Origin of the sequence: Catellatospora coxensis, from assembly GCF_016862635.1 — a bacterium.
GTDB lineage: Bacteria > Actinomycetota > Actinomycetes > Mycobacteriales > Micromonosporaceae > Catellatospora > Catellatospora coxensis.
In genome coordinates, this window is the sequence record NZ_BONI01000009.1 from 135375 (window position 1) to 160770 (window position 25396).

Below are 25396 nucleotides of genomic sequence, written 5' to 3' on the forward strand. Positions count from 1 at the left end.
CCGCGGTGCCGCCGGGCGGCGTCACGGCCGGGCGGGCACGGTCACGGCGGTGACGACGAGGCCGGCGGAGGCGGCGAAGCGGCCGTCGAATCGCGACAGCGGGCCGTCGCCGTACCGGGGCGCGTCGACCAGCACGGTGGCGCTGAACGTGCCCGTGTCGGGATCGAAGGCGAGGTCGGCCTCGGTGAAGTCGAGCCACCGCAGGGCCAGCGGGAACCATGCCTTGTAGACCGACTCCTTGGCGCTGAAGAGCACCCGGTCCCAGCAGACCCCGGGGTGGGCGGCGGCCAGCGTACGCAGCCGGGCCAGTTCGGCGGGCAGCGCGATCGTGTCCAGCACCCCGTCGGGCAGCGGGTGGTGCGGCTCGGCGTCGACCCCGACCGACCCGAGATCGGCGGCGCGGGCCACGACGGCGGCGCGGTAGCCGGCGCAGTGCGTGATGCTGCCGACCGTCCCGGCGGGCCACAGCGGCTGCCCGCGTTCGCCGGTGAGCAGCGGCGCGGGCGCGAAGCCGTGCTGGGCCAGCGCCTCGCGGGCGCAGCGGCGGGCGGTCGCGAACTCGGCGCGTCGCTTGTCCACCGCGCGTGCCACCAGCTGCTCCTCCTCCGGGAACAGCGGTGCGGGCACGGTGTCGCCGAACGCCTCCACCACCGTGGCGGCGGCGGGCAGCAGCGGGGCCATCATGCGGGCACCCCGGCCCACTGCACCGGGCGCAGCATCGCGGGCGGGGCCGACCGGGCCTTCCACTCACGCGGGTAGCCCAGCGACACCTCCTGGAACGGCACGCCGTCGTACCAGGTCAGGCGCGGGATGTGCAGGTGGCCGTAGACGGCGGCCGCGGCGCGGTAGCGCACGTGCCAGTCGGCGGTCAGCTCGGTGCCGCACCACTGCGCGAACTGCGGGTGCCACAGCACGTCGGTCGGCTGCCGGACCAGCGGGAAGTGGTTGACCAGGATCGTCGGCAGCGCCGGGTCGACCGCGTCGAGCCGGGCACGGGTGTGCTCGACCCGGGCCCGGCACCAGTCCTCGCGGCTGGCGTACGGGTCGGGGTGCAGCAGCATCTCGTCGGCGCACACGATCCCGGTGTCGTACGCGTGCTGCAGCGCCATCGCCTTGGTCAGCATGCCGGGCATCCGGAACGAGTAGTCGTACAGCACGAACAGGGGTGCGACGGCGACCGGGCCGCCTGCCCCCTCCCATATGGCGTAGTCGTCCTCGGGGGTCAGCACGTCGAGCTGCCGGCACCGCCGCACCAGGTCGAGGTAGCGGTGTTCGCCGCGGGTCTGCACCGGATCCTGCCGCGGGGTCCACAGCTCGTGGTTGCCGGGCGCCCAGATCACCTTGGCGAACCGCTCGCGGAGCCCGGCCAGCACGGCGAGCACGTCGTCGAACATCTCGCCGACGTCACCGGCGACGATGAGCCAGTCCTGCGGCGAGGTGGGCCGCAGCCCGTCGAGCAGCGCGCGGTTCTCGGCGTAGCCCACGTGCAGGTCGCTGATGGCGTAGAGCGTGCCGGAATGCATCGTCACCTCGTGCGGGGGTTTCGGGCGGGCGGCAGCGCACGGCGCGGGACGGCGCTGTCCCGTGCCGTGTGGACATGCGGTCTCAGGCCGCGTTCGCGGCGGCCTTCTCCCACTCCTCGCGGGCGGCGAGGATCGTGGGCAGGTGTTCCTTGGCCCACTCGCGGCAGGCGGCGATCGGTTCCAGCAGGGTGCGCCCCAGGTCGGTGAGCTCGTAGACGACCCTGGGCGGGATCTCCGGGTACGCCGTACGGGTGATCATTCCGTCGCGTTCCATGCCGCGCAGGGTCTGGGCGAGCACCTTCGCGGTCACGCCGCGCAGCGGGACCTGGATCTCGGTGAAGCGCCGGGGGCCGTCCTCCAGACAGCAGATGATCAGGCCGGCCCACTTGTCGCCGATGCGGATCGGCATCGCGCTGGACGGGCAGGCCGGATCGAACATCTCAGGGTCCAATGACGTGGTCACTATCCAAAGGGTACTTAGGTACCCTTGCGGTAACAAGTACCTTCCGTTCTAGACTCGGCCACAAAGATCGGGATACACCGATACTAGGGGGAAGGTCTGCATATGAGCAGGATTATTGTGTTCGGTGCCGGTGGCAAGGCCGGCCGTGCCGTCGTCGACGAGGCCGTCAAGCGCGGCCACGAGGTGACGGCCGTGGTCCGCGACCCGGCCAAGTACGCGGACCTGGGCGTCACCGCGGTCGCGGGCGACGTGCGCGACGCGTCCTCGGTGGCGGGCCTGGCCGCCGGGCACGACGCCGCCGTGAACGCCGCGTACGACCCGCAGAGCGCCCCCGGCGACTTCTTCGTGGGCGCGGCCAACGCGTTCCTGGAGGGGCTGCCGAAGGCGGGCGTGGGCCGGGCCGTCGTGATCGGCATGGTCTCCAACCTGGAGGTCGCGCCGGGCGTGCGCATGCTGGACACGCCGGACTTCCCGGAGGCGTACAAGGAGTTCGCGCAGGGCCACACCGCGGGCCTGGACACGCTGCGCGGCGCCGACACCGAGCTGGACTGGGTCGTGCTGACCCCGCCCATGGTGCTGGACCAGGCCGAGCGCACGGGCGCCTACCGCACCGGCGGCGACCAGCTGCTGGCCAAGGAGGACGGCACCAGCCACCTGTCCTACGCGGACCTGGCGGTCGCCATCGTCGACGAGATCGACAACCCGCGGCACCACCGCACCCGCGTCGCGGTCGCGGACTGAGTGACGGCGCGGTGGGGCGGGCGTCATCCTGGCCGCCCCACCACGCTCAGCCGAGCCGGACCCGCAGCTCATTACGACCGACCACCTGCAGCTTGCGGTACGCGCGGGTCAGGTGCTGCTCCACCGTGCTGACGGTGATCGACAGCTCCCGGGCGATGGCCCGGTTCGTGGAGCCCTTCGCGGCCAGCACCGCCACCTGGCGCTCGGCCAGGGTGAGCCGGTCCAGGCAGTCGGCATACCGGTCGACGATCTTGTACTTGGCGACCGGCTCGGTCTCCGTCCGGGTGAACACGTTGCGGCACAGGTGCTCGATCGTGGACAGCAGCCCGGGAGTGCCGGCCGAGGTCAGCAGCGACTCGAAGATGGACTCGCACTTGCGGGCGTGCTCGGCGTCGAGCGGATCGTCCGACCGCCGCGGCAGCGCCTCGGCGATGGTGCTGACCGCCTTGTCGTAGTCGTTCATCGCCATGTACGCCGCGGCCACGCCGAGCTGCCACCGCGCCAGCTCCTGCGAGTCGACCCGCCACAGCGTCATCAGCCGCCCGCAGCGCAGGTAGTCGGCGAGCGCGAACAGGTGCTCGCCCGCGGCCAGGTAGAAGTGGCCCCGCGCGTAGAGGTAGTGCAGGCCGTACCGGCTGTCGAACATGGGCTCGGGCAGGCGGTGCCGGAAGTAGCGCACCCCCGCCTCGTGGTCGCCGACGGCCGTGGTGCCCAGCAGCAGCGTGGACAGCGGCATGCCGAGCCGGATCCCCCACTGCTCGGGCGCCATCAGCTCCAGCGCGTGCTCGGCCTGGGCGATCGCCTTGCCGGTTTCGCCGCGCCGCATGGTGATCTGCGCCTGCAGCGCCAGCAGCTCGGCGACCGCGGCGACGTCGCCTTCGGCCCGCGCGATCGAGGCGAAGCGCTCGCACCAGGCCGCGGCCGGCTCGAACTGGTTCTCGTGCAGCAGGGTGGCCAGCGCGCTGACCACGGCGCGGGAGTTCTCCCGGCCGCGCTCCAGCGCGGTCAGCGCCGCGTGCGCGTCCTCCAGCGCGGGCTGCGTGTCGTGGCCGCCCAGCACCCGGCTGAGCGAGTGCACCGCGGCGAAGCGCGGCGAGTGCTCGGTCAGCCGGCGGCTGTCGGCCTGCACCCGGGCCAGCGCCGACGGCAGCAGGCTCGGGTAGTCGCAGCCGATGAGCAGCTGGCGGGCCCGCAGGTCGGCGACGGCGAAGGTGCCCGGCGGCAGGCCGGCGATCTCCTGCTCCAGCTCGGTGACGGTCTCGGTGGCGTGCCACAGCGAGCGCGGCTCGGCGGTGCGCGGCTGCTCCCCCGCGCCGACGTGCCAGTGCCGGCGGCTGCGGCCGTCGCCGGCGAAGTCGAGGTTGCCCGCCGAGCCGTCGCCGAGCATCTGCAGCACGCGCACCGGCACGAAGCGGCTGGCGCTGACCCGCCGCTGCGGCTGCGGGGGCGCGGCCTCGCTGATCGGGTCGAGGTTCTCCACGGCGGCCAGCCACGAGGCCACGTCGTCCGGGCTCGCCCCGGCCGGCACGAGCAGCTCGACGACCACTCGGCTGAGCGCCGCCCGCCGGCTGGCCGACATGTTGTGCAGCACCGCCTCGTGCGCGGCGCGGGTCCGGAACCCGGTGGCGTCGAGCAGGCCGCAGGCGGTCAGCTCGGCGATCGCGCCCTCCGCGGGCAGCCCGCCGGCCACCTGCGACACCATGTCGACGGCGCCCAGCGAGCCGATCACGGCGACCGCTTCGGCGACGTCGCGGTCCTCCGGGTCGAGGGCGTGCAGGCAGTCGAGCACGGCCTGCCGGTAGGCGCGGCCGCCGACCGGGTCGACACCGTCGGGCACGCGCCGGCCGTAGCGGGCGAGGTGGTCGGCCAGCAGCGCGTGCGCCAGCGGCGCGCTGCCGTTGGTGAGGGCGGCCAGGCGCTGCGCGAACGCCTCGCCGAGGGTCAGGCCGAAGCCGTGCCAGGCCGTCCGGACGACCTCGCACGAGGTGAGCGGCCCGAGTTCGAGCCGCTGCACGTGCGCCTGGTCGACGAGGTCGGCCCACAGGCCGGGCACCCCGGCGGCCGGGCGCGCCCGGTCGGCGCTGACCAGCAGTATCGGCTGCCCGGCCAGGCTCGCGGCCAGCTGCTTGACGAAACGCTGCGAAGCCGGGTCGGCGTGGCGCAGGTCGTCGACGGCCACCACCACCGCGCTCGTGCCGGCCAGCGCGGTCAGCCTGCCGACGAGCGTGTCGGCGTCGCTGAGCGCGGGCTCGACCGCCTGCCCCAGCGAGCCGAACAGCTGGCGCGGCACGGCCAGGTGATCGGTCCGGTCGAACTTGGAGCACACCGCGGTGAGCACCAGGTCGCCTTCGTCGCGGGCGAGCTGGACGAGCAGGTCGAGCAGGTACGTCTTGCCGCCGGCGGTGGGCCCGTCGAGCAGGAGCACCTGGCCCGCGCCGTCGCGCGCCCGCGCCAGCGCGGACACCAGCTGTCGATAACCGGATAGATGCACGGCAGCGCTCATGTTCGTCCTCCCCCGTCGTGGCCCGTACCCGGCGCCCCCCAGCGCCTCGTGTGCACAGCAACGAACCTGACACATCGAAGGGTACTGTCCACCTGTTACCGAACCGTGTCCAGAAAGAAAGGCCCCGTTGCCACCGCGACGAACTTACCGTCGGGCCGCCTACCTGGACCACCAACTGCCGACTTTCTCACTCGGTACAACGATTCGGCGTGGCTCGGAGTCCGGATTGGACATCGACAACTATGGAATTTTCAGGTCCGGGCGGGTCCGCGCCGGGCGGACGCCCGCCCGGCGCGGACCTCACGCCGCCGTGTCCACGGCGCTGCGTGCGACCGAGGTGACCGTGCGCAGTTCTCCCAGCACAGCGGCCTGCTGGCCGGTCAGGTAGAAGTGCCCGCCGGGCAGCACCCGCAGCCGGAACCCCCCGACGGTGTGCCCCGCCCAGGACTCCACCTCGGCCACGTCCACCCGCGGGTCGGCGTCACCCACCAGCGCCAGGATCGGCGCGGTGATCCGCCGCCCCGGATCGCAGCGGTAGGTCTCCACCGCCTGGTAGTCGGCGCGCAGCGCGGGCAGGATCATCCGGACCACCTCGTCGTCGCCGAGCAGGTCCCCCTCGGTGCCGCTGAGCAGTCGCAGCTCGGTGACGATGCCCTCGTCGGAGCGCTGGTGCACGTTCTCGTGCCGCACCCGGGACGGCGCCCGCCGCCCCGAGGCGACCAGGGCCCGCACCGGATGCCCGGCGGCCTCGAACCGCAGCGCGGTCTCGAACGCCACCACCGCGCCCATGCTGTGGCCGAAGAACACCACCGGCCGGTCCACCCCGGGCGCCAGCACCTCCGCCAGCCGGTCGGCGAGGTCTTCGATGCTGGTCAGCGGCGGTTCGGCCCGCCGGTCCTGGCGTCCCGGATACTGCACGGCCAGCACGTCCACCGCCGGGGCGAGCTCACGCGACACCGGGAAGTAGAAGCTGGCCGAGCCGCCCGCGTGCGGGAAGCACACCAGCCGCACGGGAGCGCCGTCGGCGGGGTGGAACCGGCGCACCCAGCGCTCGGCGTCAGGGGTCTGTGCCACGGTCATGGAGCCTACTCACGCCTTCCGGTAGACGTCCTTGACGGCGATCCGGCCGTCGACGACGGTGAACACGTCGACCGAGCGGTCGAGCACCTTGCCGTCCAGGCTGATCACGATCTCCAGGTACACCTTGTCGCCCGCCTCGACGAGGTCGCCGTACGCGATCTTCACGCCCTTCGCCTCGTACTCCTTGCGTACGGTGATGAGCTTGGTCAGCAGCTCGGACATGGCGGGCTTGCGGTAGGTCGTGCCGGGTTCGGGCCCCTCGGCGGCGATCCACACCCCGTCCTCGGCGAAGTGCGCGATCGCGGCCGCCACGTCGTCGGCCTCGCCCGCCGCGAAGAATCCCGCGACCACGTCTTTGTTGGACATGCTGTGTCTCCCTGCTCGTTGCGGTGGATGGGTCACTTCAGGACGACCGGCAGCCGCTCCAGGCCGCGGAACTGCGCGGTGTAGCGCCAGGTCAGGTGCTCGACCGGGACGGCGAGCTGCCACTGCGCGAACCGCTCCAGCAGCGCCCGGAAGACGATCTCGCCTTCGAGGCGGGCCAGCGGCGCGCCCACGCAGTGGTGGATGCCGTGCCCGAACGACAGGTGCGAGGCGGCCCGCCGGTCGACGCGCAACCGGTCCGGGTCGTCGTACTGCGCCGGGTCGCGGTTGGCGGCCGGGAACGCCACGAAGACGATCTCCCCGGCGGGGATGACGACGTCGCCGACCGCGATGTCGGCGGTGCTGAACCGGATCGTGGACAGGTTCAGCGGGCTCTCGAACCGCAGGAACTCCTCGATCGCGCCGGGCAGCAGCGACGGGTCCGCGCGCAGCAGCTCCTGCTGGTCCGGGTGGGTGAGCAGGGCCAGCATCCCGCTGCTGATCATGTTGGCGGTGGTCTCGTAGCCGGCGTTCATCACCAGGAAGACCGTCGACATCAGCTCGGCCGGTTCGAGGCGTACGCCGTCGTCGGTCGCCTGGATCAGCGCGGAGATCATGTCGTCGGCCGGTTCGGCGGCCTTGCTCGCGATCAGCTCGCGCAGGTACTGGAACGCCGCGCCCAGCGCCTGCTGCTTCTCCTCCGCGGTGATGTCGACGCTGGCCAGGGCGCTGCTCCAGACCTTGAAGTCGGCGAAGCGCTCCTCGGGCACGCCCAGCAGGTTGCCGATGACGTAGATCGGCAGCGCCAGCGCGATCCGGTCGACCAGGTCGAACTCCTCCCCCGGCCGGACGCCGTCGAGCAGCTCGTCGACCTGCCGTACGATCCACGGGCGCATCTGCTCGACGCGGCGCATGGTGAACGCCTTGCCCAGCAGCCGGCGCAGCCGGGTGTGGTCCGGCGGATCGCTGAACAGCATGCTCTTGGGCTGCTCGGTGGCCGACTGGCTGCCGTCGACCGAGTGGCGGTTGACCACGCCGGGCAGCGCCACCGAGTCCTTCGACAGCCGCGGATCGGCCAGCAGGGCGCGGCTGTGCTCGTGGCTGGTCACCACCCAGGCGTTCAGCTCGGTGGCCAGGGTTTTGACTACCTGCCGGGTGACCGGGCCGTCCTGGCGCAGCCGGGCGTACGTCGTGTAGGGGTCCTGCACGAAGCTCCAGCTGAGCAGGTCGACGTCGTCGGCCTGTGGTGCGTAGGTCACGGTGTGGTCCTTTCTCGACAAGGGGGTTCAGCCCCGGGACGTGAGCCAAAGCTCGACGGCCTGCGCCGCCGCCGATGCGTGCTCCTCGACGAGCGAGCGGTGATCTCCCGCGGTCGTGACCGCGACGTGCGGCACGGGCCACGCGGTGCGCTCCGCCGGCCCGGCCAGGATCCGTTCGGCGCGCAGCAGCAGGGTGGGCGCCGGCGACGGGTCCGGCCGCCAGTCCTGGAACAGCCGCAGGTAGTGGCCCATCGCGGCGAGCTTGTCGTCGTCGACCAGCGCCACCACCTCGGGCCGGGCGGCCAGGTCCTGGAACAGCACGTCCTGCAGCGCGGCCAGTTCGGGCGCGCCGGGCGGGAAGGTGTCCAGCAGCACCACGCCCGCACAGGCCCGGCCGCGGTCGGCGAGCTCGGCGGCGACGGCGTGCGCCAGCCAGCCGCCGGACGAGTACCCGACCAGCAGCGCCCCGTCCTCGGGCACCCGGTCGGCGAGCGCGGCGACCAGCGACGGCACGTCGGCGGCCAGGTCCTCGCCCGGCAGGTAGCCGGGCAGCGGCAGCGCCGACACCGGGCGTACGCCGCGCAGGCCGCGGGCGAGGCGGGCGAACTGCACCGGGCTGGCCGGGGCGACGAACGACGGCAGGCACACCAGCGCGGGCCCGGCCGGTCCCTCGGCCAGCGGCACCGGATCACCGACGACCGGCTTGTCCGACCACGGCCGGGCGGCGGCCGCCTCGGCGAGCAGCTCCATGCCCGCACCGACCCGGCCCGCCAGGCACGCCCGCCGGAACGCCTCCACCAGCGACCCCCCTGCCGCGACGGTCGGCCCGGACGCCGCCTGGACGGCCGCTGACGCGAGCTGCTCGGTCAGCGTGCGCACGGTGGCGTTGTCGAACATCGCCGCTGCGGGCAGGGCCAGCCCGGTCGCGGCATGCAGGCGGTCGCGCAGCTCCACGGCGGACAGCGAGGTGAGCCCCAGCCCGGTGAGCGGCACGGACTCGTCCAGTTCCCCGTCCAGGTGTCCCAGCACCGCTGCGGCCGCCCCCACGACGAGCTGCCACAGCTCGTCACGGCTTCGACCGGCGAGCCGCGCAGCCGGAGCCGCCCCGGATTCCGGCGACTGCGCCCACGCCGACGTGCCGGTCTCAGCATCCGGGGACGCCGCGCCGCGTTCCGCGCCCGGCGAAGGTTCTTCGAGTTGCCGCCGCACGCCGGGCAGGCCGCGAACCGGCCAGTGGCGGCGGCGCTGGAAGGCGTAGGTCGGCAGCGTGGTGCGAGCCGGGTCCGGGAAGAACGCGGACCAGTCCACGTCGGCGCGGACCGCGACCTCGGCGAACGCCGCTACCGCGGCCGGCGGTTCGGGGCGGTCGCGGCGCAGCATCGGCACGGCCGGCGCGGCGGTGCCGCCGAGGCATTCGGGCAGCAGCGCCGACAGGACGCCGTCCGGTCCGGCCTCGACGAACAGGTCCACGCCCGTGGCGTGCAGCGCGGCCGCGGCGTCGGCGAACCGGACCCGCTGCCGGACCTGCCCGACCCAGTACGCGGGGTCGGCCAGCTCGCCGGGGCCGGTCAGCGCGCCGGTCACCGTGGACACGATCGGGATCCGGGGCTCGGCGAAGGCGAGCGACTCCACGACCGCGCGGAACCCCTCGAGCATCGGCTCCATCAGCGGTGAGTGGAACGCGTGGCTGACCTCCAGCCGCCGGGTGCGGCGACCGCGTTCGCGCAGCTCGGCCGTGATCTGCTCGACCGCGTCCTGCGCGCCGCTGACCACCACCGAGGACGGCCCGTTGACCGCGGCGATCGCGACCGTCGCGGCGTGCGCCGCCACCAGCGGCAGGACCTCCTCCTCGGGGGCGCGCACGGCGACCATCGCCCCGCCCGCCGGCAGCGCCTGCATCAGCGTGCCCCGCGCGGCGACCAGGCGCGCCGCGTCCGGCAGCGGCAGCACCCCGGCCACGTGCGCGGCGGCGATCTCGCCGACGGAGTGCCCGGCCAGCACGGCCGGGCGCACGCCCCAGGACTCCAGCAGCCGGAACAGCGCCGTCTCGACCGCGAACAGGGCCGGCTGGGCGAACCCGGTCTCCCCGAGCCCGGTCCCGGATGCGACGACCTCGCGCAGCGGCCGTGGCAGCAGCGGGTCGAGGGCGGAACACACCTGGTCGAAGGCGTCGCGGTACGCCGGGAACGCGGCCGCGAGGTCCAGGCCCATCCGTACGCGCTGCGCGCCCTGGCCGGTGAACAGCACCGCCACCCGGCCCGCACCGCGCTGCCCGGCGGCCGCGCCGGGGCCGGTCTCACCCCGGGCGAGCCGGGCCAGCCCGTCGAGCAGGTGCTCGTGCCCGGTGCCGGACACGACCGCGCGGTGGTCGAGCCGGGCCCGGGTGTGGGCCAGCGACCAGCCGACCGCGACCGGGTCGGCGCCCGCCGCGACGGCCTCGTGCAGGCGCGCCGCCTGCGCCCGCAGCGCCTCGGGCGTACGCGCCGACAGCGGCCACGGCACCACCGCGGGCGCCTGCGGCGATGCCACGGGCGGCGACGCGGGGGCCTCCTCCAGGATGACGTGGGCGTTGGTGCCACTGATCCCGAACGCGGACACGCCCGCCCGGCGGGGCCGGTCGCCGCGCGGCCACGGCCGGGCCTCGGTGAGCAGCCGCACCGCGCCGGAACTCCAGTCCACGTGCGGGGTGGGCGCGTCGACGTGCAGGGTCGGCGGCAGCTCGCCGTGCCGCAGCGCCAGCACCGTCTTGATCACTCCGGCCACGCCCGCGGCCGCCTGCGTGTGCCCCAGATTGGACTTCACCGACCCCAGCCACAGCGGCTCGGTCCGGTCCGCGCCGTACGTCGCGAGCAGCGCGTCGGCCTCGATCGGGTCGCCGAGCACGGTGCCGGTGCCGTGCGCCTCCACCAGGTCCACCTCGGCCGGGGCCACCCGCGCCGCGGCCAGCGCCTGCCGGATGACCCGCTGCTGGGACGGCCCGTTCGGGGCGGTGAGCCCGTTGGACGCGCCGTCGGAGTTGACCGCCGACCCGCGTACCACCGCCAGCACCTCGTGCCCGTGGCGGCGGGCGTCGGACAGCCGCTCGACCAGCAGCATCCCGATGCCCTCGGCCCAGCCGGTGCCGTCGGCCCCGGCCGCGAACGCCTTGCACCGCCCGTCCGGGGCCAGGCCGCGCTGCCGGGCGAACTCGACGAAGCCGAACGGCGTGGACATCACCGTGACCCCGCCCGCCAGCGCCAGCGAGCACTCCCCCGCGCGCAGCGCCTGCGCCGCCAGGTGCAGCGCCACCAGCGACGACGAGCAGGCGGTGTCCAGGCTGACCGCCGGGCCGGTGAAGCCGAACGTGTACGAGATCCGCCCGGACGCGACGCTGGCCGCGTTGCCGGTGATGAGCAGGCCTTCGACGGGTCGCGGGTCCTGCGCCAGCAGCAGCGGGTAGTCCTGGCCGTTGCCGCCGACGAACACGCCCGTGTCGGAGCCGCGCAGCGCGGCCGGGTCGAGCCCGGCCCGTTCCAGGGTCTCCCAGGTGACTTCGAGCAGCAGCCGCTGCTGCGGGTCCATGCCCAGCGCCTCGCGCGGCGAGATGCCGAAGAAGGCGGCGTCGAAGGTGTCCGCGCCGTCGAGGAAGCCGCCGGTGCGCGCGTATGTGTGACCGGACCGGCCCGGGTCCGGGTCGTACAGGTCCTCGGGCCAGCCCCGGTCCTGCGGGAACGGGCCGATGGCGTCCTCGCCCGCGGCGACCAGCCGCCACAGGTCCTCCGGCGAGGCCACCCCGCCGGGGAACCGGCAGGCCATGCCGACGATCGCGATCGGCTCGGCCGTGGCGTCGACGAGGCTCTGGTTCTGCTGCCGCAGGCGCTCGTTCTCCTTCAGCGCCGCGCGCAGCCCTTCGACGAGCTGCTCCACCGAGGCCGCCATCAGCGGGCCGCGCTCTCGCCGGCCAGCCGCAGCAGGCTGTCGACGTCCATCTCGTCGATCGACCCGGCTTCGGCGGGCGCGTCCCCGCCGTCGGGTTCGCCGAGCCGCAGCAGCAGGTCCAGCAGCCCGGACTGGCGCAGCCGCGCCATCGGCACGGTGGCCAGCAACTCGCGTACGGCGGCCTCCAGCGGGTCCACGGTCGCCGCCGTTTCGGGAGCCAGTTCCCCGAGCAGGTACCCGGCGAGCAGGGTCGGGGTGGGCTGGTCGAACACCAGCGCGGCGGGCAGGGTGAGGCCGGTCGCGGCGGCGAGCCGGTTGCGCAGGTCCACCGAGGCCAGCGAGTCGAAGCCGATCTCGCGGAAGGCCCGGTCGGGGTCGACGGCCGCCGGGCCGGGGTGGCCCAGCACCACCGCGACCTCGGTGCGGACGAGGTCGGTGAGCAGCCGCGACGCCTCCGCTCCGGGCAGCGCGGCGACCTGCTCGGCCAGCGGCACGCCGACGCCGTGGGCCGCCGTGCGCCGGGTGGCGGTGCGGACCAGGCCGCGCAGCAGCGGCGGCACCGCGGACCGGTCCTGGCCGTGCAGGGCACGCAGGTCCAGGCGTACGGGCGCCAGCAGCGCGTCCGCCCGGCCCAGTGCCGCGTCGAGCAGCCCCAGGCCCTGGTCCGCGTCGAGCGGCGCGATGCCCGCGCGGGCCAGCCGGCGCAGGTCCGCCTCGGACAGGTCGGCGGTCATCGCCCCCGCCTGCGCCCACATGCCCCACGCCAGCGACTGCGCGGGCAGGCCCGCGGCGTGCCGGTGCGCGGCCAGCGCGTCGAGGAACGCGTTCGCGGCGGCGTAGCCGGCCTGCCCGGCCCCGCCGAGCAGGCCCGCCACCGAGGAGAACAGCACGAACGCCGACAGTCCCCGATCGCGGGTGAGTTCGTGCAGGTGCCAGGCGGCGTCGGCCTTGGCCCTCAGCACGGTGTCCAGGCGCTGCGCGGTCTGCGCGACGAGCAGGCCGTCGTCGAGCACCCCGGCCGCGTGCACGACGGCGGTCAGCGGGTGCTCGGCGGGCACGGCGTCGAGTGCGGCGGCCAGCGCCGCGCGGTCTGACACGTCGGCCGCGACGGTGCGCACCCGCGCGCCGAGCGCGGTCAGCTCCTGCTCCAGTTCGGCCGCGCCCGGTGCGCCCGGGCCGCGGCGGCTCACCAGCAGCAGGCTGCGCACGCCGTGCCTACTTACCAGGTGCCGGGCGATCAGCCCGCCCAGTGCCCCGGTGGCGCCCGTGACCAGGACCGTCCCTTCCGGCACGAACGCCACCGGGGCCGGGTCCCCGGCCGCCCAGCTGAGCCGCGGGGCTGACAGCCGCCCCTGGCGTACCGCGAGCTGCGGTTCGCCTGCTGTCAGCGCCGCGGGGGTCAGCGCGGCCGAGGTGCTCTCGGCATCGAGGTCGACCAGCACGAACCGGTCGGGATGCTCGCTCTGCGCGGTGCGCAGCAGTCCCCAGGCGGCGGCGAGGTCCGGCGCGGCCGCCGGCCCGGTCGCCCCTCGGGTGATGACGGCCAGCCGCGACGCCGCGAACCGCGGCTCGGCCAGCCAGGTCTGGGCCAGTTCCAGAGCCCTGCCGGTGGTCGCCCGCACCCGCTGCGGCATCGCGAGGCCGGTGTCCGGGAACAGCTCGACCAGCACCACCTGCGGCGCGGGGTCCGGGCCGGCCAGGTCCGGCACCGACCGGATGCCCAGCTGCCAGGCCAGATCCGAGGCGTCGCCGCCGGTCGTGAGCACGGCCCACCCGGTCAGGTCCACCGGCTCGTCCGGTGTCTCCACCGGGACCCAGTCCAGGGTGAACAGCGAGTCGGCCGAGGCGGAAACGCCCTGCCAGGAGGCCCGGGACGCGTAGCCCACCGTGCCGAACACGGCGACCTGCTGCCCGGCCGGGTCGAGGGCGACGACGCGGTGCCCGCCGTCGACCGGCGCGGCGTGCACCTGCAGCCGCGCCGCGCCCGTGGCGTACACGGTCACGTCGGTCCAGCGCACCGGCACCACATCCGGGTCCGTGGGCGCGTTCCGCAGCGCCTGCTCGGCCAGGGCCGGATGCAGCAGGAATCCCGCCTGCGCCGCATCGGGCAGGGCGACCTCGACGGGATCGCCGGCGACCGGCTCGGCGACGGCCTGGCCCGGGGCGAGCACGCCGTGGGCGTACCTGGTCCAGCCGGTGTCGACGTCCTCGCGGCGGGCGTGCACGGTGACGGCACGGCGCGCGTCGGCGTCGGGGCCGGACACGACGACCTGCAGCCGCAGCGACTGCTCCCCGGTCGGGGTCGGCAGCGGCCCGTCCAGCGTCAGCTCGGCGACCCGGCCGCAGCCGACCTGGTCGGCGGCGCGCAGTGCCAGCTCCAGCAGGACCGCGCCGGGCACGGCCGGCTCGGCGGCCAGGACGTCGCCCAGGGTCTGGCGGGTCAGCCGGCCCGTGAGCACCAGGCCGCCGCCGTCGGCTAGGGGCACCGCCGCGCCGAGCAGCGTGTGCCCGGCCGCGTCGAGACCCGCCCCGGCCACGTCGCCGGACCCGGTGGCGGGCACGAGCCAGAAACGCTCGTGCTGGAAGGCGTAACTCGGCAGGTCCACACGCCGCGCACCGGTCCCGGCGAACAGGGCGGGCCAGTTCACGGCGTGGCCGCGCGCGTACACGGCGCCGAGCGCTTCGAGGAGGGTGACCGCCTCGTCGCGGTCGCGGCGCTGGGCGGCGACCGCCAGGACGTGGTCCGGCAGGGACTCCGCCGCCATCGCGGTGAGCACGGCGTCCGGCCCGATCTCCAGCAGCGTCGACACGCCCGCCTCCGCCAGCGCGGTGACCGCGTCGGCGAACCGCACCGGGCGGCGTACGTGCTCGACCCAGTAGTCCGGCCGGGTCAACTGACCGGGCTGCACGGGCTCGCCGGTCACGGTCGACACGAACGGCACCGTGGGCGGGTGGAACGTCAGCCCGGCGACGACCCGCTCGAACTCCGCCAGCATCGGGTCCATCAGCGGCGAGTGGAACGCGTGGCTGACCTGCAGCCGCCTGCCGGCCACGCCGAGAGCGGTGACGACGGCGTCCACGGCCGGCTCGGCACCGGAGATCACGACCGAGGCGGGGCCGTTCACGGCCGCCACACTCACCTGCCCGGCGTGCTCCTGGCCGAGCCCGGCGAGGGCCTGCTCGACCTGCTCGCGGGAGGCGCGCACCGCGACCATCGCGCCACCGGCGGGCAGGGCCTGCATCAGCCGTCCGCGCGCCGCGACCAGCGTCGCCGCGTCGGCCAGGGACAGCACCCCGGCGACGTGCGCCGCGGCGATCTCGCCGATCGAGTGCCCGGCCACGAAACCGGGCGTCACACCCAGGGACTCGGCCAGGCGGAACAGCGCCACCTCGACCGCGAACAGCGCGGGCTGCGTCAGGCCGGTCTCCTGCAGCCGGTCGCCGTTCTCGATCGCCTCGCGCAGGCTGTACCCCAGCAGCGGATCCAGCACGGCGCAGACGTCGTCGAACGCGGCCGCGTAGCTCGGGAAGGCCTCGTACAGGCCGGAGCCCATGCCCGTGCGCTGCGCCCCCTGGCCCGTGAACAGCATGCCCAGCGCGCCACGAGCCGGAGCGGTCAGCGGTGCCCCGCCACGGGCGAGCACGTCCAGGCCCGCGGCGAGTTCGGCCCGGTCGCGACCGGCCACGACGGCACGGTGCTCGAACGCGGCCCGGGACGCGAGCAGCGAGAAGCCGACATCCACCGGCTCGGGACCGTCCGGGCCGGTCAGCGGCAGCAGGCGCGCGGCCTGGGCACGCAACGCGGCGGGAGTGCGCGCGGACAGCACCAGCGGCAGCACCGCCGGCTCCCGTGCGTGGTCGCGAAGTGCCGCGGGTGTGTGCTCGGACGTCGACGACAGAACGGCCGGCACCGGCGTCCCTTCGGACCGGGCAGGTCGTCCGCCCCGGTCCGGCTCGGCCTGCGGTGCGGGCTCGGTGTCCGGGGCCTGTTCGAGGATGACGTGGGCGTTCGTGCCGCTGACGCCGAACGACGACACCGCCGCGCGGCGGGGCCGGTCCAGCTCGGGCCACGGGCGCGCCTCGGTCAGCAGCTCGACCGCGCCCGCCGACCAGTCCACGAACGGCGACGGGTTGGCGACGTGCAGCGTGCGCGGCATGATCCCGTGCCGCATCGCCTGCACCATCTTGATCACACCGCCGACACCGGCGGCCGCCTGCGCGTGCCCGATGTTCGACTTCAACGAGCCGAGCCACAGCGGGCTGCCCTCGGCCCGCCCCTGCCCGTACGTCGCCAGCAGCGCCTCCGCCTCGATCGGGTCGCCGAGCCGCGTCCCGGTGCCGTGCGCCTCGACCAGGTCCACGTCCGAGGTGGACAGTCCCGCCGAGGACAGCGCCCGGCGGATCACCCGCTGCTGCGACGGCCCGTTCGGCGCGGTGAGCCCGTTTGACGCCCCGTCCTGGTTGACCGCCGAACCGCGTACCACCGCGAGCACCGGATGTCCGAGGCGACGCGCGTCCGACAGGCGTTCCAGCAGCAGCACGCCCACGCCCTCGGACCAGCCGACGCCGTCGGCCTCGGCGGCGAACGACTTGCACCGGCCGTCGGCGGCCAGGCCGCGCTGGCGGCTGAACTCCACGAAGGTCGCCGGGGTGTGCATCACCGCGACCCCGCCCGCCAGCGCCGCCGTGCACTCGCCGTCGCGCAGCGCCTTGACCGCCAGATGCAGCGCCACCAGCGACGACGAGCACGCCGTGTCCACGGTCGCGGTCGGCCCGGTCAGCCCGAAGTTGTACGCGATGCGCCCCGAGACGACGCTGGCGGCGTTGCCGGTCATCAGCACGCCTTCCAGCTCGGCCGGGATCTGGCGCAGCGGCGGGGCGTAGTCGTAGTACATGACGCCCATGAACACGCCCGTCTCCGAGCCGCGCACCGACGCCGGGTCGATGCCCGCGTGCTCGTACGTCTCCCAGACGGTCTCCAGCAGCAGCCGCTGCTGCGGGTCCATGCCCAGCGCCTCGCGCGGCGAGATGCCGAAGAAGGCGGGGTCGAACGCGTCGGCGTCGTGCAGGAAGCCGCCTCGGGTGCAGTACGTGCGCCCGGGACTGTCCGGGTCGGCGTCGTACAGGCCGGTCGGCCAGCCCCGGTTCACGGGGAAGTCCGAGACGGCGTCACCGCCCGCGGTGACCAGGTCCCACAGCCCGTCGGCGGAGGCGACCCCGCCGGGGTAGCGGCAGGCCATCCCGACGACGGCGATGGGCTCGACCTGCTCCAGCTCCTGGATGCGCTGGCGGGCCCGGCGCAGGTCCACCGTCACCTTGCGCAGGTAGTCGGCGATCTTCTCGGTGTCGTGCTGGCTCACGTCAGGCCCCTACAGCTCGAACTCGGTGTCGATGATGTCGAGCAGCCGGTCCAGCGGAACCGTCTGCAGATCGTGCTCGGAGTCCGCCCCCGCGGTCGACACGGCGGTGCCGCGCAGGCCGACCAGCATCCGCTCCAGCCGCTGCGCGACCGGTGCGGCGGCGTCCGCGTCGCGGGCCAGCGCCGCCAGCCCCGCCTCCAGGCGGGCCAGCTCCTGCTCGAACGAGCCCGAAGCGGTGGCGCCCGCCGAGGGCAGCTCGGCCGACAGGTAACCGGCCACGGCGCCCGCGGTCGGGTAGTCGAACACCAGCGTGGCGGGCAGGCGCAGCCCGGCGGCCGAACCGAGCCGGTTGCGCAGCTCGACCGCGGCCAGGGAGTCGAACCCCAGCTCGGTGAAGGGCCGGTCGGGGTCGATCGCGTCCCGGCCGCTGTGCCCGAGCACGGCGGCGATCTCGGCGCGGACCAGATCGGACAGCAGCCGGTCGCGCTGCTCGGCGTCCAGCCCGGCGAGCCGCTGCGCCAGCGGCACGGCCGGGGCGGCGGACGCCTGGGCGCGGACCCGTACCAGGCCGCGCAGCACCCCGGGCAGGCCGCCGCCGAGGGCCCGCAGCGCGGCGGTGTCGAAGCGCACCGGCGCGAGCAGGCTGTCGTCGCGGACCACGGCGGCGTCGAACAGGGCCATGCCCTCGTCCTCGCTCATCGGCACGACGCCGCCACGGGCGACCCGCCTGCGGTCGGCCTCGTCGAGCTGGGCGATCATGCCGCCCTCCTGCGCCCACAGGCCCCAGGCCAGCGAGACGCCGGGCAGCCCGGCGGCGCGGCGCTGCGCGGCGAGCGCGTTGAGGAACGCGTTGCCGGCCGCGTAGTTGGCCTGCCCCGGCGGCCCGAGCAGGCCGGACACCGAGGAGTAGAGGACGAACGCCGCCAGCTCCCGGTCCCGGGTCAGCTCGTGCAGGTGCCAGGCGGCGTCGGTCTTCGGCCGCAGCACGCCGTCGACCTGCTCCGGCGTCATCGCGGTGAGCATGCTGTCGTCGAGCACACCCGCGGTGTGCAGGACGGCGGTCAGCGGCCGGTCGGCCGGCACGGCCGCGATGAGCCGCGCGACCTGGTCGCGGTCGGACACGTCGCAGGCCGTGATCTCCACCTCGGCTCCCTGGCGGGTGAGCTCGTCGCGCAGCTCGCCGGCGCCGGGGGCCGCCGGGCCGCGCCTGCTGACCAGCAGCAGCCGCCGGACCCCGTGCCGGGTGACGAGGTGCCGGGCGAGCAGCGCGCCCAGTCCGCCGGTCGCGCCCGTGACCAGCACGGTGCCTGCCGGATCCCAGCCGAGCGCGGCCGGTTCGCGGCGCGGGGCGGCGGCCAGGCGCGGGGTGAGCACCCTGCCCTCGCGTACGGCGAGGTCGGTCTCGCCGGAGCCGAGCGCGACCGGCAGCGCCGCTGCCGAACGGCCGTCCCCGTCCAGGTCGACGACGGCGAAGCGGCCGGGGTTCTCGGTCGCGGCCGACAGCAGCAGCCCGCGCGCGGCGGCGTACGGCAGGTCGGTCGCGACGTCGTCGCCCGCCGCGACGGCCCCGCGGGTCAGCAGGACCAGGCGGGAGTCGGCGAAACGGGGTTCGCGCAGCCAGCGCTGGGCCAGGTCGAGCACCTCGTGGGCGGCCGCGCGGGCCTGCTCGGCGACGTCTGCCGCCGGGTCCGCCGCCACGGGCACGAGCACGTGCGCGGGCACCGGCGTGCCGGCGTCGGCCAGTTCGGACAGTCCGCTGTAGCGCGTGCCCGGGAGTGCCGCCGCGAACTCGGCGTCGCCGAGCACCGCCCAGTCCGCCACGGTCTGCGCCGGGGGCGCCTCGGTCCAGTCGACGCGATACAGCGCGTCGTGCGGCGTGGCGGCGAGCGCCTCGGCCGGGAACGGGCGGGACAGCATCGACTCGACCGAGACCACGGGGGTGCCGTACTCGTCGGTCAGCTCCAGGCGCACCGTGTCGAGGCCCGCCTCCGCACGGTGCCGGGTCAGGCGGCCGCGCAGGGCGGTCACGCCGGGCCGGTGCAGCGTCACGCCGTTCCAGGAGAACGGCAGGCCGGGCGTGGTCGACTCGGCGGTCACCCCCGGCAGCAGCGCGTGCAGGGCCGCGTCGAGCAGCGCCGGGTGCACCATGCACCGGGCCGCCGCGGCCCGCTGCGCCTCGGGGAGTTCGACCTCGACGTACAGCTCGCGGTCGCGCTGCCAGACCCGGCGCATGCCCTGGAAAGCCGGGCCGTACCGGTAGCCCTGCCCGGCCAGGTCGTCGTAGACGCCGGAGACGTCCAGCTCGGTGACCTCCGGTGGCGGCCACGCCGCGCCGGCCGCCTCGGGCACGGCGGGAGTCTCGGTGAGCACCCCGGCGGCGTGCTGCGACCAGGCCGCGTCCGGGTCGCCGTCCGGCCGCGAGTGGATCTCGACGGTACGCCGCCCCTTGTCGTCGCGTTCGGACACGGTGACCTGCACCCGCACCCCGCCGCTGGACGGCAGCGCCAGCGGCGCGACCAGGGTCAGCTCCTCGATGCGCGGGCAGCCCGCCTCCCGGGCGGCCCGCAGCGCCAGCTCGACGAACGCGGTGCCCGGCAGCAGCACGGCGCCCATCACCGCGTGGTCGTTCAGCCACGGCTGGGTCGCGGGCGACAGCCTGCCGGCGAGCACCAGACCACCGCCCGCGAGCTCGACCGTCGCGCCGAGCAGCGGGTGGTCGGCGTCGCCGAGCCCGATCGCCGCCGCGTCGCCCGCACCCGCCGGCGCGGTGAGCCAGTAGCTCTCGTGCTGGAACGCGTACGTGGGCAGCGGCGCCCGCCGCCCCCGGCCCCGCAGCACGGCGACCCAGTCGACGGCCGCCGCGCCGCGCACGAAGACCTCGCCCAGCGCGGTCAGCAGGCTGTGCTCCTCCGCCCGGTCCCGCCGCAGCAGCGGCACCGCGACCGCGTCGGTCACGGAGTCGGCGGCCATCGCGGTCAGCACCGCATCCGGCCCCACCTCCAGCAGCGTGGAAGCACCCTGCCGCTCCAGCTCCACCACCGCATCGGCGAACAGCACCGGACGCCGCACATGGTCGACCCAGTAACCCGGACGGGACAACTCGCTGGCACCCACCAGCCCACCGGTCACCGTGGACACGAACGCGATCCTCGGCGGCTCGAACCGCAACCCCGACACCACCTTCGCGAACTCTTCGAGCATCGGCTCCATCAACGGCGAATGGAACGCATGACTGACCGACAACCGGCGACCATTCACACCCAACGCCGCCACGACAGCGTCCACGGCCTGCTCATCACCCGAGATCACCACCGAGGCCGGACCGTTCACCGCCGCGATACCGGCCCGGCCCGAGAACGGCTCCACCAGCCCGTCCAGCGCAGCCGTGACCTGTTCCCGCGAAGCACGCACCGCGACCATCGACCCACCGGCAGGCAGCGCCTGCATCAACCGGCCCCGCGCAGCCACCAGCGTCGCCGCATCCGCCAGTGACAGCACCCCGGCCACATGCGCCGCCGCGATCTCACCGATCGAATGCCCCGCCACGAAGTCGGGCGTCACACCCAACGACCCCGCGAGACGGAACAGCGCCACCTCCACCGCGAACAATGCGGGCTGCGTCAGACCGGTCTGGTCCAGACCGTCCCCGGACGCGATCGCGTCCCGCAGCGACCGGCCCAACAGCGGATCCAGGACAGCGCACACCTCGTCGAACGCGCCCGCATACACCGGGAAAGCCTCGTAAAGACCTAAGCCCATGCCGGCCCGCTGCGCACCCTGACCCGTGAACAGCAGCGCCAGAGCACCCTTGCCGACGGCGCCACCGGCGGTGCCGTCCGCGACCGCTCGCAGGCCGGGCAGTAGCTCGTCACGATCCCCGCCGACGACCACCGCACGGTGCTCGAACACGGTCCGGGAGGTCAGCGAGAGTGCCACGTCAGCGATTTTGTGGTCCCCGACCGCCGTGAGCAGGCGTGCCGCCTGGTCCCGCAGCGCCGCTCCGGTCCGTCCGGACACGACCCACGGCACCGGTCGGCTGTCGGACGTGGGCGGCTGCGGCGGTGCGGCGGGTGCGGGCTGCTCCAGGATCACGTGGGCGTTGGTGCCGCTCACGCCGAACGACGACACCGCCGCCCGGCGGGGCGCACCGGCATCAGGCCACGGGCGGGCGGCGCGCAGCAGCTCCACGGTGCCGCCGGACCAGTCGATGTGCGGTGACACCTCGTCGACATGCAGGGTCCGCGGCAGCATCCCGTGCCGCATCGCCATGATCATCTTGATGACGCCGGCCGCACCTGCCGCGTGCTGGGTGTGGCCGAGGTTCGACTTCACCGACCCGAGCAGCAGCGGCCGGTCGGCAGGCCGTTCCCGCCCGTACGTCGCCAGGATCGCCTCCGCCTCGATCGGGTCGCCGAGCCTGGTGCCGGTGCCGTGCGCCTCGACGGCGTCCACGTCCGCCGGGGACAGCCCCGCCGAGGCGAGCGCCTGCCGGATCACGCGCTGCTGTGACGGGCCGTTCGGGGCCATCAGCCCGTTGGACGCGCCGTCCTGGTTGACGGCGGAACCCCGCAGCACGGCGAGGATCTCGTGACCACGGGCGCGAGCGTCGGACTCGCGTTCGAGCAGCAGCATCGCCACGCCCTCGGCCCAGCCGGTGCCGTCGGCCGCGGCCGAGAACGCCTTGCAGCGCCCGTCCGGGGCCAGCCCGCGCTGGCGGCTGAACTCGACGAACAACGTCGGCGTGGACATCACCAGCGCGCCGCCGGCCAGCGCCATGTCGCATTCGCCGTTGCGCAGCGCCTGCGCGGCCAGATGCATCGCCACCAGCGACGACGAGCAGGCCGTGTCCAGGGTGATCGCGGGACCGGTCAGGCCCAGGTGGTACGCGATCCGCCCGGAGGCGACGCTGTTCGCGCTGCCGGACAGCAGCTGGCCTTCGAAGCCGGGCACCCGGGCCAGGATCGTGGCGTGGTCCTGGCTGCTGACGCCGACGAACACGCCGGTCTGGCCGCCCCGGGCCGCCTGCGGGTCGACCCCGGCGCTCTCGAAGCTCTCCCAGGCGGTCTCCAGCAGCAGCCGCTGCTGGGGGTCCATGCTCAGCGCCTCGCGCGGCGAGATGCCGAACAGGCCCGCGTCGAACCGGTCGATGCCGGTGACGAAGCCGCCCTGCCGGGTGTAGCTCTTGCCGGCCGCGTCCGGGTCGGGGTCGTACACGGCCTCGACGTCCCAGCCGCGGTCGGCGGGGAAGTCGCCCACCGCGTCCCCGCCGCGCGCGACCAGTTCCCACAGCTGCTCGGGGCTCTCGACGCCGCCGGGCAGGCGGCAGGCCATGCCGGTGATGACGATGGGGTCGTCGTCCGCCACGGCCGTGACCACGACCGGTGTCGCCGTCGCAGCCGCGCCGCCCAGTTCGGTGTCCAGCAGGTCCGCGATGGCCTGCGGCGACGGGTAGTCGAAGATCAGCGCGGCGGGCAGCCGCAGCCCGGTGACCGCGTTGAGCTGGTTGCGCAGCTCGACGGCGGTCAGCGAGTCGAACCCGACGTCCCTGAACGCCTTGCCCGCATCGACCGTGTCGGCACCGGCATGCCCGAGCACCGCGGCGACCTGGCCGCGTACCAGGTCGAGCAGGACCTTGGCGCGGTCGGTCGCGGACAGGCCCGCCAGCCGCTCACGCAGCGCGACCGAGCCGCCCTGCCCACGACCGGCGGCGGTGCGCCGCGAGGTGCGGCGCACCAGGCCGGTCAGCAGCACGGGCAGGTCGCTCATGGCACGCAGCGCGGACAGCTCCAGCCGCATCGGCAGCACGGCGGCGTGCCCCTCGGCGAGCACGGTGTCGAACAGCCACAGGCCCTCCTCCTCGCGCAGCGGCGACATGCCGGCGCGGGCGATCCGGGCGAGGTCGTTGCCGGACAGGTCCGCGGTGATGCCGCCGTCCTGCGCCCACAGGCCCCAGGCGATCGAGGCCGCGGGCAGGCCGGCGGCGCGACGCCCCAGCGCCAGCGCATCCAGGTAGGCGTTGGCGGCGGCGTAGTTGGCCTGCCCGGGGCCGCCGAACACGCCCGCCGACGACGAGTACAGGACGAACCGGTCGAGGTCGGCGTCGCGGGTGAGGTCGTGCAGGTGCCACGCGCCGTCGACCTTCGGCCGCAGCACCCGGTCGAGCTGCTCGGCGGTCATGCCCGCGGCCACGGCGTCGTCGAGCACGCCCGCGGTGTGCACGACGGCCCGCAGCGGGACCGCCGGGTCGATGCCGGCCAGCAGCTGCGCGAGGGCGTCGCGATCGGCGCTGTCGCAGGCCGCCACGGTGACCTGCGCGCCGAGCGTGATCAGGTCGGCGCGCAGCTGCTCCGCGCCGGGCGCGTCGAGGCCGCGGCGGCTGGTGAGCAGCAGGTGGCGTACCCCGTGCGCGGTGACCAGATGCCGGGCCAGCAGCGCGCCGAGCCCGCCGGTCGCCCCGGTGATCAGGACCGTGCCGTCGGCCGGCCAGGTGGCGGGTGACGCCGCCGGCTCGGACTCGACCCGGACCAGCCGCCCGGCCAGCACCTGCCCGTCGCGCAGGACGAGCTGAGGTTCACCGGTGGCCAGCGCCGCGGCGAGGTCGCCGTCGCCGTCCACCAGGACGAACCGGCCCGGGTTCTCGGTCTGTGCGGTGCGCAGCAGGCCGAGCGCCGCCGCCATGGCCGGGTCCGGAGTCTGGCCGACCGCGTCCCGGGTACGCACCACGAGCCGCGAGTCCGCGTGACGGTCGTCGCCGAGCCAGCGCTGCACCAGGTCGAGCGCCTGCCGGACGGCTTCGTGCACGCGCTCGGGTTCCGGTCCGTCCGCGGGCGAGGCCAGTTCGGTCAGCACCGTGGCGGGCACCGGGCCGGTGGCGGGAACGTCCGCGAGTTCAGTCCACTCGGCACGGGTCGCGTCGGCGTGCACCGGCACCCAGTCCAGCCGGTAGAGATGGTCGTGGAGGGTCCTGCCCGCGCCGCGCAGCGCGTCGGCCGACACCTGCCGGGACAGCAGCGAGTCCACCGTGGCGACCGGTGCGCCGGTCTCGTCGAAGGCGTCCAGGGCCACCGTGTCCGGGCCGGACAGCGTCAGCCGGACCCGCAGCGCCGCCGCGCCGCCCTGGTGCACGGTCACGCCGGACCAGGAGAACGGCAGCCCGCCGGGCAGGTCGCCGCCGGCCACCCCGCGCAGCAGCGGGTGCAGCGCCGCGTCGAGCAGCGCCGGGTGCAGCACGAACCGGGCCGCGTCGGGGCGTACCGCCTCGGGCAGCGCGACCTCGGCGTAGACGGTCGCGCCGTCGCGGTATACGCGGCGCAGGCCCTGGAAGGCGGGCCCGTAGCCGTGGCCCTGCGTGACCAGCCGCTCGTAGAGGCCGTCGACCGGGATCTCCCGGGCGCCCGCGGGCGGCCAAACACCCAGGCCGGCGGGCGTCGTCGAGGCCGACCGGCCGAGCAGGCCGGCGGCGTGGCGGGTCCAGGGCCGGTCCTCGTCGGCGCGGGAGTGGATCGTCAGCTCGCGTAGCCCGTCCGGATCGGCCGCACCCACGACCACCTGCAGCTGCACCGCGTCGGCGCCGGTCAGCACGAGCGGCGTGGCCAGCGTCAGCTCGACGACGTGGGGGCAGGCGACCTGGTCACCGGCGCGGGTGGCCAGTTCCAGCAGGGCCGTGCCGGGAACCAGCACCGTGTCGAGGATGGCGTGGTCCGCCAGCCAGGGATGGGTCTGCGTGGAGACGCGGCCGGTCAGCACGACGGTGTCGCCCTCGGCGAGTTCGACGGTCGCGCCGAGCAGCGGGTGGCGGGCCGCGCCGAGACCGGCCGCGGCCACGTCACCGCTGCCCGCCGGGGGCAGCAGCCAGTACCGCTCGTGCTGGAAGGCGTAGGTGGGCAGGTCCACGGGGCGAGCGCCGCCGCCCTCGTACGCCGTGGCGAGCGCGACCGGCACGCCACGGGCGAGCAGGCGACCCAGCCCGGCCCACAGCGCCCGCGGCTCGGGCAGATCGCGGCGCAGCAGCGGCACCGCGACCGCGTCGGTCACGGAGTCGGCGGCCATCGCGGTCAGCACCGCATCCGGCCCCACCTCCAGCAGCATGGAAGCACCCTGCCGCTCCAGCTCGACCACCGCATCGGCGAACAGCACCGGACGCCGCACATGGTCGACCCAGTAACCCGGCCGGGACAGCTCATCGG

General features: G+C 75.1%; 10 protein-coding genes and 1 pseudogene. 1 reads left to right on the top strand and 10 read right to left on the bottom strand.

The genetic code is table 11. The features are described 5' to 3' along the window. Positions 1–21: 21 nt before the first annotated feature. From Cco03nite_RS07845 to Cco03nite_RS07855, 3 genes are all read right to left on the bottom strand, one after another. Positions 22–684: a 4'-phosphopantetheinyl transferase family protein gene (locus Cco03nite_RS07845; RefSeq protein ID WP_203690398.1), complete on the bottom strand. Its 663-nt coding sequence runs from the start codon at positions 682–684 to the stop codon at positions 22–24. Next, positions 681–1523 carry a metallophosphoesterase family protein gene (locus Cco03nite_RS07850; protein ID WP_203690400.1) on the bottom strand — a complete coding sequence of 281 codons (843 nt, stop codon included), beginning with the start codon at positions 1521–1523 and terminating at the stop codon, positions 681–683. Before Cco03nite_RS07850 ends, Cco03nite_RS07845 begins: the two co-directional genes overlap by 4 nt. Positions 1524–1605: 82 nt before the next feature. Continuing rightward, positions 1606–1986 carry a winged helix-turn-helix transcriptional regulator gene (locus Cco03nite_RS07855; RefSeq protein ID WP_239167195.1) on the bottom strand — a complete coding sequence of 127 codons (381 nt, stop codon included), beginning with the start codon at positions 1984–1986 and terminating at the stop codon, positions 1606–1608. 102 nt (positions 1987–2088) lie between these two features. On the opposite strand from Cco03nite_RS07855, the gene Cco03nite_RS07860 reads away from it, so the two are divergent. After that, positions 2089–2727, top strand: coding sequence for an NAD(P)-dependent oxidoreductase (locus Cco03nite_RS07860; protein WP_203690402.1), 639 nt, complete (start codon positions 2089–2091; stop codon positions 2725–2727). 46 nt (positions 2728–2773) lie between these two features. Here Cco03nite_RS07860 and Cco03nite_RS07865 read toward each other — a convergent pair whose 3' ends face one another. The 7 genes and pseudogenes from Cco03nite_RS07865 to Cco03nite_RS07895 all read right to left on the bottom strand — a co-directional run bounded on the left by Cco03nite_RS07865 (position 2774) and on the right by Cco03nite_RS07895 (position 25358). Further along, the gene (locus Cco03nite_RS07865; RefSeq protein ID WP_203690404.1) at positions 2774–5230 is read right to left on the bottom strand and encodes a helix-turn-helix transcriptional regulator; all 2457 of its coding nucleotides are present in this window, start codon (positions 5228–5230) and stop codon (positions 2774–2776) included. Between the two features lie 300 nt (positions 5231–5530). After that, positions 5531–6310 carry a thioesterase II family protein gene (locus tag Cco03nite_RS07870; RefSeq protein ID WP_203690406.1) on the bottom strand — a complete coding sequence of 260 codons (780 nt, stop codon included), beginning with the start codon at positions 6308–6310 and terminating at the stop codon, positions 5531–5533. Positions 6311–6319: 9 nt separating this feature from the next. Next, a complete protein-coding gene (locus Cco03nite_RS07875) occupies positions 6320–6676 on the bottom strand; it encodes a nuclear transport factor 2 family protein (protein ID WP_203690408.1) in 357 nt (118 codons plus the stop codon). Positions 6677–6708: 32 nt separating this feature from the next. Further along, positions 6709–7932 carry a cytochrome P450 family protein gene (locus tag Cco03nite_RS07880; protein ID WP_203690410.1) on the bottom strand — a complete coding sequence of 408 codons (1224 nt, stop codon included), beginning with the start codon at positions 7930–7932 and terminating at the stop codon, positions 6709–6711. 75 nt (positions 7933–8007) lie between these two features. Continuing rightward, a pseudogene (locus tag Cco03nite_RS07885) lies at positions 8008–11850 on the bottom strand (type I polyketide synthase); the annotation flags it as partial. Beyond that, the gene (locus Cco03nite_RS07890) at positions 11850–17210 is read right to left on the bottom strand and encodes a type I polyketide synthase (protein ID WP_203690420.1); all 5361 of its coding nucleotides are present in this window, start codon (positions 17208–17210) and stop codon (positions 11850–11852) included. The pseudogene Cco03nite_RS07885 and the gene Cco03nite_RS07890, both read right to left, overlap by 1 nt. A 9-nt stretch (positions 17211–17219) precedes the next feature. Continuing rightward, positions 17220–25358, bottom strand: coding sequence for a type I polyketide synthase (locus tag Cco03nite_RS07895; protein ID WP_203690422.1), 8139 nt, complete (start codon positions 25356–25358; stop codon positions 17220–17222). Positions 25359–25396: the final 38 nt, after the last annotated feature.